Source organism: Acinetobacter sp. 228, from assembly GCF_048147885.1.
Genome location: NZ_JAYWYV010000008.1, coordinates 34,752 through 47,782 on the forward strand (window position 1 = coordinate 34,752; position 13,031 = coordinate 47,782).

A 13,031-nucleotide genomic window follows, 5' to 3' on the forward strand; every position below is an offset into this window, starting at 1 on the left:
ACAATATATTATTAAATTTTAATTTGTTATCTACTTGATATATGTATAAAAAACCGCCTTTATAATATTTTATCTAATATAAATCACATATTTGGATATAAATAGTAAATAAAAGGTGAATGTGTGATTTTAAACATGAATAATACAATAATTGCGATGTCTTACTCATGTTTACCATAATTTTAGTTTGCCGCTAAAAATTGGAAGGGTTGAGTCACTTGGAAATTTGCGTTGGCTTTACCTGAGTAAGTCGTGGACTGATCAGGCCCTAAGCTTAACTTTTTGCTTTGACCATCATTAAAGTTAATCTCTTTGAGATCGACCCAAAAGACATTGGGTGACACGGCAGATTCAAAGAAATATAAACTGCGTTTATGGTCGACCACAGTACGCCAACGAGTTGATGAAATATTTGGTTCTTCTGCGGTATTTAAGCCAAAAGGTACAGAAGCATTACGAATAACACTAAAAACACTGGCCAGTGCATGTTTGCCATCGGCTTTTTTAGGGATTGCATTGATATAAAATGAAGCACGTGCAAAACGGTCTGCCGCTCGATTGGTCCCTGGGAGCATCACCGTTCCGCCAATTTGTTTCCAATATTGGTTTAATGCCAGTTGTTGATCAAAGGTCGGAGAGTTGGTCATCACTTGGTACTGGCGACTGTGATGAATGACTTGTTTGCCTTTAATGTACTCAATAATGGCACTGTCTCCAGTGGCATCTGAAATAGACAAATGAAGTGTCGCTAAGCGATTTTCGCCGGGAACTTGATCAGTAACTACTGTAAAAGGTTCTTTTTCTAAAAATCTAACCGCTTCTTCAACTGTGGCAAAGTTATCTAAAACATATTGTGCCCAAAGTGAAATACTTAAAGTAGCTTGATTCTTCTTCGTTGACTTTGGATATTCAGATTCGACTAACCATAATAAATTGGCAGATAACCCTTTTTCATTGACACCATCTGTTGTGGCAATGTCATAGCCTGTAGTCACAACGCTGCCATATTTGGCTGTCCACTTAATAGAACGAGGTCCTGCAAGACCGTTGCGTTTGACATTATTGGGCAGTATCCAAATATTTGATGCGACATCGACTTTCCAGTCCATTGAACGTGCTGTCATGATCTGTTGTTCATCACCTAAATACACAACGCGGGTACATGCCATAGCAACCTCGGACATTAGGAATAAACTAGTGAGAAAGAAAGTTTTTTTCATCATATTTTTCATATAGCTGCCTTGTATTTATTGTTGCTAAGATAGTATATCGACTTCATACAACGCTGTTCAGTGTGAGTATTGTTGCAGTAGTACAGCTAAACGTTTATTGATGTCTTAGGGTTTAACAAAATGGAATATGCAAATAATCTGAGCGCATTTTTTCATACAGTACATGTTTAGACAATGGATGATCTTTTGGTACGAATGGATGCTCAAATTCACGAACCATTTCCATACCAATTTTTTGCATGACATGTTCTGAAGGTGTATTGATGCTTGCGGTAAATGAAATGACTTTCTCGAGTCGCAGGTTTCTAAAAGCATATTTCAGTACGGCTTTTGCACCTTCGGTGGCATAACCTTGTTGCCAATATTGTGGCAGTAAACGCCAACCAATTTTAGGGGCATCGGCTATTTCAAATTCAGGTGGATGTACGTGTAGTCCAATAAAGCCAATAAATTCGCCTGTGCTTTTGAGTTCTACGGCAAATAAGCCCCAACCGCGTTTTTTAATATCTGCTTTGATACGTTCTAGAAAGGCAGTGGCTTCTGTGGCATCGAGTTTTTTCAGGAAGTGGCGCATGACGTGATCGTCTGCACACATTTGTATAAATGGGGCTGTGTCGGAGTCTTGCCATTGGCGGAGGATAAGGCGAGGGGTTGATATATTGATCATATTTCTTTCAAAATTGTGGTTACACTATTTAAATAATTAATTTTAAATTTATTTAATTCAAATTATAACAAGTGTAATAGTGAAGACTAAAATCATAAAAGACTTAACCGTAGGTTATCTAGTTATTATTATTATCATGTCAATTATAACCTACTTTTTAATCTATCCATTAGCAATCGATAAGGGTGCAGCCATAGCAACGATGTTTGGTTGGTCAGCAGGTCTTTTTGCGCCATTATCTGCTTTTGTTTTACTAAACGCTTGGAAAGAGCAAAATAATTTTATGGTTAAACGGGATCTAATGATTGATGCATTGGAATATTTGGATGAGGCGACTAGAGCAATAGGACAAATATATTGGTTGATTTATATAAATGAAACTAAAAATTATTTTTATCCTTACAATGAAAAAAATATACCTTTAGACCTACATAAATTTATTATGGATGAACACACAATTTTTGTAAAAAATTTAGGTAAATTTCAAAAAGTTGCATTGAGGATTTTAGATAATGCCAAGTCCAAGGAGTTTGATGATCTATATGAAATCTTGAATAAACTACATGATGAAATTATCTATGCTTTAGATATGAAAAATAAAAAAATTAAAGTCGATATTCAGACCTATGATGATAAATTTCCATATTTATATGATTACTATCATGATCTTCTTAAAAAGAAAGAAAATTATGAAAAACTAGCTAAAGATTATCTTATTGCAAAATAAGAAAAACCCCGAACGAATCGGGGTTTTTCTTAATCAAAATTAAGATTAAGTATTTTCACGAGCAATGGCACGGTAACCAATATCTTTACGGTATTGAACACCGTCAAACGTCACTTTTTCGCAAAGTTCTAACGCTTTTGCTTGTGCTTCACCAATCGTATTACCGAGTGCTGTCACACAAAGCACACGACCGCCAGCAGTCACAATGTCACCATTCTCAAGTGCTTTCGTACCTGCATGGAAAACTTTCGCATCAGTCATTTCAGTGTCTAAGCCTGAAATTACATCACCATTGCTTGAAGTTTCTGGGTAGCCCTTAGACGCAAGTACGATACCTACAGTTTTGCGTTCATCCCATTCAGCTTCAGCAGGAAGTTTACCTTCGATACCCGCTTGAACCAAATCAACCAAAGATGATTTAAGACGCATCATGATCGGTTGGGTTTCAGGGTCGCCAAAACGACAGTTAAACTCGATCACTTTCGGTTGACCTTTGTCGTCAATCATCAAGCCAGCATATAAGAAACCAGTATAAACGTGACCGTCTTTTTTCATACCTTCAACGGTAGGACGCATCACTTCATTCATGGTTTTTTCAAAGACTTCAGCTGTTACGACAGGCGCAGGTGAGTAAGCACCCATACCACCAGTGTTAGGACCTTGGTCGCCTTCAAAAATACGCTTATGGTCTTGCGAAGTCGCCATTGGCAAGATGTTGTCGCCATCGATCATACAAATGAAAGATGCTTCTTCACCTGCAAGGAATTCTTCGATCACAACACGAGAACCTGCATCACCAAACTTGTTGCCTGCAAGCATGTCATCAATGGCATCGAATGCTTCTTGATTGGTCATTGCAACGATTACACCTTTACCCGCAGCAAGACCATCAGCCTTGATCACAATTGGCGCACCATTTTTCTCAACAAATGCTTTCGCTGCGTCTACTTCAGTAAATACGTCATAGAAAGCTGTTGGAATGTTGTGGCGTTTAAGGAAGTGCTTGGCAAAAGCCTTAGAGCCTTCAAGCTGTGCAGCAAACTGCGTTGGACCCCAAATTTTTACATCCGCTTCACGGCAAGCATCAACCACACCATTTACGAGTGGTGCTTCAGGGCCGACAATAATCAGTTCAACTGCATTGTTTTTGGCAAAATCAATAATCGCAGGGTTGTCGAGAATGTCTAAAGCGACATTTTCACATTTATTTTCAGTTGCAGTACCTGCATTACCTGGCGCTACAAAAACTTTTGTAACTTGATCGTCTTGTGCGATTTTCCACGCCAATGCATGCTCACGACCGCCACTACCCAAAACTAAAATGTTCATCTTTAGAATAATCCTCGAAAATGAAATTCCCAAAGCCTAATTCGGCTTAAAAATCATTAACATCTTAACGCAAGATGCAAATCAATACAGACATAATAAACCCCCCTTATAGAAAGGAGGGCTTATTTTAAAATTTTACAACTTAGTGGCGGAAATGACGCATGCCAGTGAACACCATTGCAATACCAGCCTCGTCAGCTGCAGCAATTGTTTCTTCGTCACGCATAGAACCACCTGGTTGGATAATGCACTTGATACCTGCTTTTGCAGCGTTATCAATACCATCACGGAATGGGAAGAATGCATCAGATGCCATTACTGCACCTTCAACCACTAAGCCTGCATGCTCAGCTTTGATCGCAGCAATACGAGCAGAGTTAACACGGCTCATTTGACCTGCGCCCACACCAATCGTTTGGCGGTTTTTCGCATAAACAATCGCATTAGATTTCACGTATTTCGCCACTTTCCAAGCGAAGATCATGTCGTCAATTTCTTGCTCAGTTGGTGCGCGTTTTGTCACAACTTTAAGGTCATCTTTCGTGATCATACCCAAGTCTTGATCTTGAACTAACAAACCGCCGTTTACGCGCTTGTAGTCAAGTTGTGTAGCACGTTCATCAATCTTCGGAAGTTCACCACATACCAGGACACGAACGTTTTTCTTCGCGCCAGTGACTTCAAGAACGCCTTCAGCAATGCTTGGCGCAATGATCACTTCAACGAATTGACGGTCAACAATCGCTTGTGCAGTTTCAACGTCTAATTCACGGTTGAATGCAATGATGCCGCCGAATGCAGATTCTGGATCAGTTGCATAAGCAAGATCGTAAGCTGCTTTGATACCGTCTAGAGACACCGCAACGCCACATGGGTTAGCGTGCTTAACGATCACACAAGCAGGTTTCGCGAATGATTTAACACACTCAAGGGCAGCATCAGTGTCCGCAATGTTGTTATAAGATAATTCTTTACCTTGTAACTGTTTTGCAGTTGATACAGATGCTTCAGTTGCGGCTGGATCTACATAGAAAGCAGCAGATTGATGCGGGTTTTCACCGTAACGTAAATCTTGAGCTTTATTTAACTGTGTGTTGAAGGTACGCGGGAATTTATCCGCTTGACCTTCTTCTTTACCTACGCGAGCGCCTAAGTAAGATGCAATCATGCCGTCATATTGTGCAGTATGTTCAAATGCTTTCACTGCCAGGTCAAAACGGGTTGCATAAGATAAAGCACCTTCCGCTTTAAGCTCAGCGACAACTGTTGCATAGTCAGATGCATTTACCACGATACCTACAGAAGCATGGTTTTTCGCAGCTGCACGAACCATTGTTGGACCACCGATGTCGATGTTTTCAATCGCATCAGCAAGTGAACAGTTTGGTTTTGCTACCGTTGCAGCAAATGGATAGAGGTTAACAACAACAAGATCGATCGCATCGATATTGTGTTCAGCCATCACAGCTTCGTCTAGACCACGACGAGCCAGGATGCCACCATGAATTTTCGGATGTAGCGTTTTAACACGGCCGTCCATCATCTCTGGGAAACCAGTGTGCTCCGAAACTTCAACTACAGCGACATTATTGTCTTTCAACAATTTGTAGGTACCACCTGTAGATAAAATTTCTACCCCTAGAGCAGCAAGTTCTTGTGCAAATTCAACAATACCAGTCTTGTCAGACACAGAGATTAAAGCGCGTTTAATAGTCATGATCTTCGTCACAGTTTTCAAGGAACAGATTAAATCTAAATAGCTAATTTACAGTCAAAAAAAATGCCTGCGGAAGCCGCAAGCATTTTATCATTTATTCACTCATTAAACCGTGAGCTTTTAACTTTTTACGTAAAGTACCACGGTTGAGTCCGAGAATCTCGGCAGCACGTGTTTGGTTACCACGTGTATATTCTAGAACTACAGATAGAAGAGGTTTCTCCATTTCTGCCAGCACCATGTCGTATACCTGAGATGGTTGCTCGCCTTGTAGTTGCGCAAAATAATGGCGAACTGCGCGATCTACGTGGATACGTAAAGCAACATCAGATTGTGCAGTAAAAATAGGAGATTTGCTATTCATGCGAATTAATCCGAAAAACAAATATCACTTGGGTAAAGTGATATAAAAAGTGGTCTAGAAATTGAAATGAACTCCGCTTTAGATCCTAAAACCGGAGTTCTAAAACTTAATCATTGCATTGAGCCAATAGCTTGACACATCTCAACGTTTTGGTCGAAAAATAAGCGTAACAATAGTTAAAGTTTTGTTACAGACCAAAATCAAAACAAAAAAATCTGCACGATACGCAATAAATTTTATAGCGCATTAGGCAAGACTGTATTTGTTGTGAAAAAGTCGCGAGGAGTTGCAGCACATAGCTTTCGTGGCGCGTATCATACCATTGTCTAAGCAAAAGTGAGCAAGAAAACTGCATTTTTTTTAATTTTTTTTAACTTTTTAATACTTTCTCGGCAGATTAAGGGCGAATTATTTCCAAAGTATAACGATCAAAGCTTTTGCGATCGACTGGAAGCTGAAATTTGAATTTAAACGGGCTATTTTTCGGGATGCGTTTGATATTAACCAGACTTTCAACCAGATATTCTTCTGAAGATAAATTGTAAGTTGCAATAACTTCACCGCGGCGTTCCAGATTAATTCTTAAAATCGGTAAGGCCAGGCTACGGTCATGGAAATTGATCAGCTCACCGCTCAGTTCAGTTTGATTTTTAGCAGTGGCTTTAAGTTTGACTTTATTGGTCTGAATCAGCGTGTAGTATTCTTCCAGATTGGAACAATTAAACACGTCACATGTACTATTAAAAACCAGACTCATAACATGGCTGTTTTTAATATATTGCGGATTGAACCAGAAAAATTGAAACAGTAGCAGGCTAAACAGTAAAAGATTGATCAAGCTCCAACTTATATAGTACAGAGGCCCGTGCTTGGTTTGTTTGTTTGGCTGATCTTCCCAGATCATGCTTGGCAGTGCCGAAATCGGCTCGGTACTAAAATAATTCAGGTTATTTAAATAAGTTTGCAGATCAATATTAGAATGTTCAACTTTCTGATCAAAGATCTGTAGCAAACTATGACGATTATGCTGCTGTTCAGGATAGTAATCACCTGAGCTGTTTTCAATGTCAGTTTTGCCAGCTTCGTTCGAGTTTGGTTGAGATTGAGCAGTTGGGGTAGTGACCGAATTTCGGGCTTCGGTCACCAAATGCGATAAGGCATTAAAGGAAGTTGTACATTTTGGACAGCAAACCATACCCTGCGCAACGGTAAGTTGAGCAACTGTGACCTTGTAAATAGTGGAACAGGTAGGGCAATAGGTTCTTTTGTCACTCATGGATTATTTATAGGCTCATTCATTCTTATGGCGTTTACCCGAGATGCGGCACCAGTGCTCGTCTCGTTTTTCTACCTCTAATATATCAAAATAATTTGAGTAAATGCTAGTAACATCAGCCACTTGCTCTTCAATCACTCCTGCAAGTGCGAACTGCCCCTCAGATTTGATTAAAGTTGCGAACTCAGGAGCCAACATCATTAGCGGTGCTGCCAGAATATTGGCAACAAATACGTCAGCTTTGGTAGTACCGAGTTCTTCTCGAAATTCTTCTGGCAAGCCGACATAAAGTTTATCCAGAACGCCATTCAGCTCAGCATTTTGCTGGGTGGCCAGTACCGCTTGTGGGTCGATATCAGTGGCATATGCTTTTTTTGCACCTAATAGCAGTGCAGCTACCGCGAGAATACCTGAGCCACAACCGTAATCGATGACGATTTTATCTTTTACATCAATTTTGCCTAACCATTGTAAGCATAAAAAAGTTGACGCATGGTTACCTGTTCCGAAAGCCAGACCCGGATCAAGCTTGATGTTTACCGCATCCGCTTCAGGTGCCTCCATCCACTCTGGCACGATCCAGTATTTTTCAGCAATCTGAATGGGTTCATAAGCATCCATCCAGGTGCGTTCCCATGCCTGGTCTTCAATTAACTCATGATGGATCGGCGCATCTGGCAATTGTGTACGGATAAAAGTTTCCAGTGCAGCAACATCAATTTCTTCGCCGTCTTCCTGTGCATAAATACCGGTTACAATCACTTTATTCCAAAGTGGTGTTTCACCTGGAAGGGGTTCCAGCAAATCCTGGTTTTCAGCATCATCCAATGTTACACTCACTGCACCCAGGGAGCTGAGTAATGTCTCAGTAAAATCAACCTGAGCCTGTTCAACCGTAATATGAATTTGTAACCACTTCACAGAAATAACCTTTATACATTTTTTAAAAAAGCTATTGTAGCGGAAGTTCGGAATCAACGCTGCTATCTTCTTGCTCCTGACCTAAAATAAAAAAGGATGCCTGACGCATCCTTTTAAAGGTTCCAGACCTGCTTTAATCCAGTGTGGTAACTGGTTTTTGTGCAGGAAGTGGGGTAAGCCGATTTAACAAGCTGCCAAAAATTGCAGCGAAGATATACATAAAAATAGAATAAACTGCAGCCGGCATTGCCACAGCGGCACTGCCAATCACTGTCAGGGCAATCGTCATTGCAAGGGTGCTGTTATGGATACCAATTTCAAATGCACTGGCACGGGCTTGTGCACTGTTAATATTGAGCAGTCGCGGGATGAGATAACCAATTCCAAGGCTCAGTATGCAGAACAACGCAGTTGCCAAGCCAACCTGGGTCAGGTATTCACCAATATTGCTGCGCTCTTTGATGAGTGTGGCAATAATAATCAAGACCAAAAAGCCAATGGAAAATATGCGCAGTGGGCGATTCAGTTTTGCGGTCACGCCTGGGGCATAATGTCGAATCAGCATGCCAATTCCCACCGGAATCAGGATGATCGCAAAGACTTGCAGAATCTTGCCGAATTGCAGGCCAACCTGCTGACTATCCTGCAGGAAATGCATGATCGAAAAATTAATAATTAGAGGCAGGGTAATGGCTGCAATGACCGAATTGATAGCAGTCAGAGTAATATTAAGAGCTAAGTCACCTTTAAACAGGTAACTAAACAGGTTAGCGGTCGCACCTCCAGGAGAAGCTGCCAATAGCATGAGTCCAACCGAAAGCAGTGGCGGTAAAGCGAACAGCTTGCAGAGCAAAAATGCAATTCCTACCAGAACGACCAGTTGGCAGAAAAGAGCGATAAATACCGCTTTGGGATGACGCGTTACACGACTAAAGTCCCGAGGCGTCAGTTCAAGGCCAAGCCCCATCATGATGATTGCAAGTGCCAGCGGTAGTAATATAGTTATAAGGCCAGAATCCATCTGTATGCTCCTTGTCGATTTTTTTAATATTGTTGATTTTCTTTGGAAAAGAATACCGTGCTAATTAAACATTAATCAATAAGCTTATAAATCTGATAAACGAGTTTTTTTGTTGTAAACCACTTGTTGGCGGCTCAACAGCACACCGAAAATAGCTGCGAAACTATACATGAAAATCGTATAGATCCCTGCCGGAATGGCCATAGTGACATTATTCAGCACCGAAATCGCAATTGTCAGGGCAATCGCTGTATTATGAATGCCGATTTCAAAGGTACAGGCGCGCGCCATTTTCTCTGGAATGCCCATTAATAAAGGAATGCAATACCCTATAAACAGGCTGGAAAAACATAGAATTGCAGCTGCCGCCCCAATACTGGCAAAGTATTCCACCAAATTAAAACGTTCTCTGAAAATGGCGAAGATTACCAGTATCGCTAAAAAACTGATGGAGACTAGGCGCATGCGCTTGCTGACGGTAATGGATAAATTTGGAAATTTGTCTCGGAGTAGCATTCCGATAATTACCGGAATTAAGGTAATTAAAAAAACCAGAACAATCTTTTCGACTGGAAAAGCCACATTGGAATCATGACTCAAGAAATAATGTAAAGACAGGTTGATAATGAAAGGTAAAGTAAAAATAGAAATGAGGGTATTAATAGCTGTAAGGGTAATATTAAGTGCAACATCACCTTTATATAGATAGCTGAACAAGTTCGCTGTCGGACCACCCGGTGAGGCAGCCAGAATCATCAGGCCTACCGCAAGTAAAGGTGATAAATCCAGAATCAGACAAATAAAAAAAGTAAGGCTGGGTAATAGTATTAACTGCGCAAATAAAGTAATAAAAATAACTTTAGGATAGCGGCTTAATCGCAAAAAATCTTTGAGGGTTAGCTCTAGTCCTAGTCCCATCATCATGATTGCCAATGTAATTGGCAAAAAAATGCTAAAAAACCCCGAATCCATGTATTTGCCTTTTTATTATACATTTATAGATATATTTCGAGTTTAGCTTAGATGAATAAATAAGCAATAAAAACGAGCAAAATGCAGTCACTTTGCCCGTCATAACTTTTTCTTGTAATGCAGCCAGTTTATGGATAGGACTGCTTACATATTACATGCCGGGCTGTGTTTGAGAACCCTGTTGCATTGGTTGAGTATTGTTTTGTTGTTGCATACGCTGATTTTGCATTTGTGACTGATTCTGCATCATTTGTGATACAGGAGGGTGCGGTGGAGTAAAGCCTAAAGCACACTTACCGCTCATTTGTGTACCATTAATGGTCGCTGTGGCTGTGCCACTTGTGCTTGTACATGCAGTATAAAGTTCAGGCTCGTCACCTATGATAGAACTAGGATTACCGGCAGGGAAGAAACGTGGTTCACAGGTGCCATTAAAGAGAACCCCGCGTGTACTGTAACTGACCTGAGCACCTTGGGTTTTGCCTTTACAAACCTGTTGGTACTTTTGAGCATTATAACTGGTCGCAATTTTATCATTTGCGATAGCAGCAAATGGAGCAAGACATAAGCCACATAAAACAGTTGAGAGCAAAATATTCTTATTCATCTTCTATACCTTTGTTTGTAATGTCATCAATGTATAGATTAAAAAATATGCGAAATTAAACAATGTAAATCGAGTAAATTTCTTGGCTTATATGTTTAATTTATATAGTTACTCTGCAAAGTTAAATTACATTGCATTATTCAATTGCTATATAAAGGTTGTTATATCAAGATAAAATCGATTGAATTCGTCTACTTTAGAATGAAATTTGCTATAATGCCCAGCTATTCTTTTTATCTCTCAATTTACCACTATGCATTATCCTAAAGTATACGATGTTATTGTTATCGGTGGCGGTCACGCCGGTACGGAAGCGGCCTTAGCTGCGGCGCGTATGGGCCGACAGACTTTACTCTTAACTCACAACATTGAGACTTTAGGGCAGATGAGCTGTAACCCGGCCATCGGGGGTATTGGTAAATCGCATTTAGTACGTGAAATTGATGCCTTGGGCGGCGCTATGGCGCTGGCTGCCGATAAAGGCGGTATTCAATTCCGTATTTTAAATTCACGTAAAGGTGCAGCGGTTCGTGCCACTCGCGCGCAGGCTGACCGTGTGCGATATAAAGCCGCTATTCGCGAAACATTAGAAAACCAAGCGAACTTAGATATTTTCCAGCAAGCAGCAGATGACCTGATTCTTGAAGGCGATACTGTTAAAGGTGTTGTAACCCAAATGGGTATTCGCTTTGATGCGAAAACCGTTGTGCTCACCGCAGGGACCTTTTTGGGCGGCGTAATTCACGTGGGGTTGGAAAAATCCAGTGGTGGTCGTGCCGGTGATCCACCGTCTATTTCACTTGCCCATCGTTTACGTGAGCTGCAACTGCCGGTAGGTCGTTTAAAAACAGGTACACCACCACGGATTGATGCGCGTTCGGTTGATTTCTCTGTGATGACGCCACAGCCGGGTGATTTCCCGTCTCCGACCATGTCATTCATGGGGGATGCATCAATGCACCCTGAGCAGGTAAATTGCTATATTACGCATACCAATGAGCGCACGCATGAAATCATTCGTGGCGGTTTAGACCGTTCACCGATGTATACCGGGGTGATTGAAGGGGTGGGGCCACGTTACTGTCCGTCGATTGAAGATAAGATTCACCGTTTCGCCGATAAAGACTCGCATCAGGTTTTCCTAGAGCCTGAAGGTCTGGATACACACGAGCTTTATCCGAACGGTATTTCAACATCATTACCATTTGACGTTCAGTTTGAACTGGTACGTTCTATCCGTGGTATGGAGAATGCGCATATTCTTCGTCCGGGTTATGCGATTGAGTACGATTATTTCAACCCGCAAGCGTTGAAGTTCACGCTTGAAACCAAAGCGATCAATAACCTGTATTTTGCTGGCCAAATCAACGGTACCACCGGTTATGAAGAGGCAGGTGCGCAAGGTTTGCTGGCAGGCTTGAACGCTGCACGCCGTGCGTGGGATCAGGAGCAATGGACACCAAAACGTGATGAAGCGTACATGGGCGTTTTGGTCGATGACCTGATCACATTAGGTACTAAAGAACCGTACCGTATGTTTACCTCACGTGCGGAATACCGTTTAATGCTTCGTGAAGACAACGCAGACCAACGTTTAACACCAATCGGCCGTGAAATGGGTCTTGTGGATGACGAGCGTTGGGCTGCATACTGCGAGAAAATGGAAGCAGTAGAAAAAGAAACAGGTCGTTTGCAGCATCTGTGGGCGGCGCCAAACAATCCAATGGGTAAAAAATTCGTTGAGATGACCGGTGCAGACCTGTCTAAAGAATGTTCGGCAATTGATTTGTTGAAACGTCCTAATATTTCATTTGCTCAAATTGCAGAATTGACCAATTCTGAAGTCTCACCATTTGTCGGTGAGCAAATTGAAATTGCAGTGAAATATGCGGGTTATATTAACCGTCAGCATGAAGACGTTGCGCAAATGAAACGTCTTGAAGAAACCCGTATTCCTGCGGATTTTAACTATGACATCGTGTCGGGTCTGTCTCGTGAAATTACTCTGAAGCTGAAAGATGTTCGTCCTGAAACTTTGGCGCAAGCAAGCCGTATTCCAGGTGTAACACCAGCAGCAGTACAACTGGTGATGATCACGATTCGTAAGAATGCACAAGCGAAAAAATCTGCTTAAGATTTTAAAGTTAAAAAGCCCGCATCTCGCGGGTTTTTTATTGGCTGGTGGTTTTGTATAAGTT

General features: G+C 41.2%; 12 protein-coding genes. 2 read left to right on the forward strand and 10 right to left on the reverse strand.

Going from position 1 to position 13,031, the window contains the following annotated elements:
- Window positions 1–182 precede the first annotated feature (182 nt).
- Window positions 183–1,232, reverse strand: coding sequence for a linear amide C-N hydrolase (locus tag VXQ92_RS08090; protein WP_416681062.1), 1,050 nt, complete (start codon window positions 1,230–1,232; stop codon window positions 183–185).
- A 112-nt stretch (window positions 1,233–1,344) separates the two neighbouring features.
- Window positions 1,345–1,899: a GNAT family N-acetyltransferase gene (locus tag VXQ92_RS08095; protein ID WP_416681063.1), complete on the reverse strand. Its 555-nt coding sequence runs from the start codon at window positions 1,897–1,899 to the stop codon at window positions 1,345–1,347.
- 79 nt (window positions 1,900–1,978) lie between these two features.
- Here VXQ92_RS08095 and VXQ92_RS08100 point away from each other — a divergent pair, with 79 nt between their 5' ends.
- On the forward strand, window positions 1,979–2,626 hold the full coding sequence (locus tag VXQ92_RS08100; protein ID WP_416681064.1) for a hypothetical protein: 648 nt from the start codon (window positions 1,979–1,981) through the stop codon (window positions 2,624–2,626).
- Between the two features lie 45 nt (window positions 2,627–2,671).
- Here VXQ92_RS08100 and purD read toward each other — a convergent pair whose 3' ends face one another.
- From purD to VXQ92_RS08140, 8 genes are all read right to left on the reverse strand, one after another.
- Window positions 2,672–3,955: a phosphoribosylamine--glycine ligase gene (gene purD / locus VXQ92_RS08105; protein WP_416681065.1), complete on the reverse strand. Its 1,284-nt coding sequence runs from the start codon at window positions 3,953–3,955 to the stop codon at window positions 2,672–2,674.
- A 142-nt stretch (window positions 3,956–4,097) separates the two neighbouring features.
- A complete protein-coding gene (gene purH, locus VXQ92_RS08110; RefSeq protein WP_191731349.1) occupies window positions 4,098–5,672 on the reverse strand; it encodes a bifunctional phosphoribosylaminoimidazolecarboxamide formyltransferase/IMP cyclohydrolase in 1,575 nt (524 codons plus the stop codon).
- Window positions 5,673–5,766: 94 nt separating this feature from the next.
- Window positions 5,767–6,036, reverse strand: a complete 270-nt coding sequence (fis, locus tag VXQ92_RS08115) for a DNA-binding transcriptional regulator Fis (RefSeq protein WP_001086304.1) — start codon at window positions 6,034–6,036, stop codon at window positions 5,767–5,769.
- A gap of 397 nt (window positions 6,037–6,433) precedes the next feature.
- A complete protein-coding gene (locus VXQ92_RS08120; RefSeq protein ID WP_064095988.1) occupies window positions 6,434–7,312 on the reverse strand; it encodes a DUF3426 domain-containing protein in 879 nt (292 codons plus the stop codon).
- A gap of 15 nt (window positions 7,313–7,327) precedes the next feature.
- On the reverse strand, window positions 7,328–8,233 hold the full coding sequence (gene prmA / locus VXQ92_RS08125; RefSeq protein WP_416681066.1) for a 50S ribosomal protein L11 methyltransferase: 906 nt from the start codon (window positions 8,231–8,233) through the stop codon (window positions 7,328–7,330).
- A 133-nt stretch (window positions 8,234–8,366) separates the two neighbouring features.
- On the reverse strand, window positions 8,367–9,254 hold the full coding sequence (locus VXQ92_RS08130) for a bile acid:sodium symporter family protein (RefSeq protein WP_416681067.1): 888 nt from the start codon (window positions 9,252–9,254) through the stop codon (window positions 8,367–8,369).
- Window positions 9,255–9,338: 84 nt separating this feature from the next.
- Window positions 9,339–10,226: a bile acid:sodium symporter family protein gene (locus tag VXQ92_RS08135; protein WP_416681068.1), complete on the reverse strand. Its 888-nt coding sequence runs from the start codon at window positions 10,224–10,226 to the stop codon at window positions 9,339–9,341.
- 151 nt (window positions 10,227–10,377) lie between these two features.
- Window positions 10,378–10,833 (reverse strand): hypothetical protein, encoded by a 456-nt coding sequence (locus VXQ92_RS08140; protein ID WP_064102037.1) that lies wholly within the window; start codon window positions 10,831–10,833, stop codon window positions 10,378–10,380.
- 253 nt (window positions 10,834–11,086) lie between these two features.
- Here VXQ92_RS08140 and mnmG point away from each other — a divergent pair, with 253 nt between their 5' ends.
- Window positions 11,087–12,967, forward strand: a complete 1,881-nt coding sequence (gene mnmG, locus VXQ92_RS08145; protein ID WP_416681070.1) for a tRNA uridine-5-carboxymethylaminomethyl(34) synthesis enzyme MnmG — start codon at window positions 11,087–11,089, stop codon at window positions 12,965–12,967.
- Window positions 12,968–13,031 lie beyond the last annotated feature (64 nt).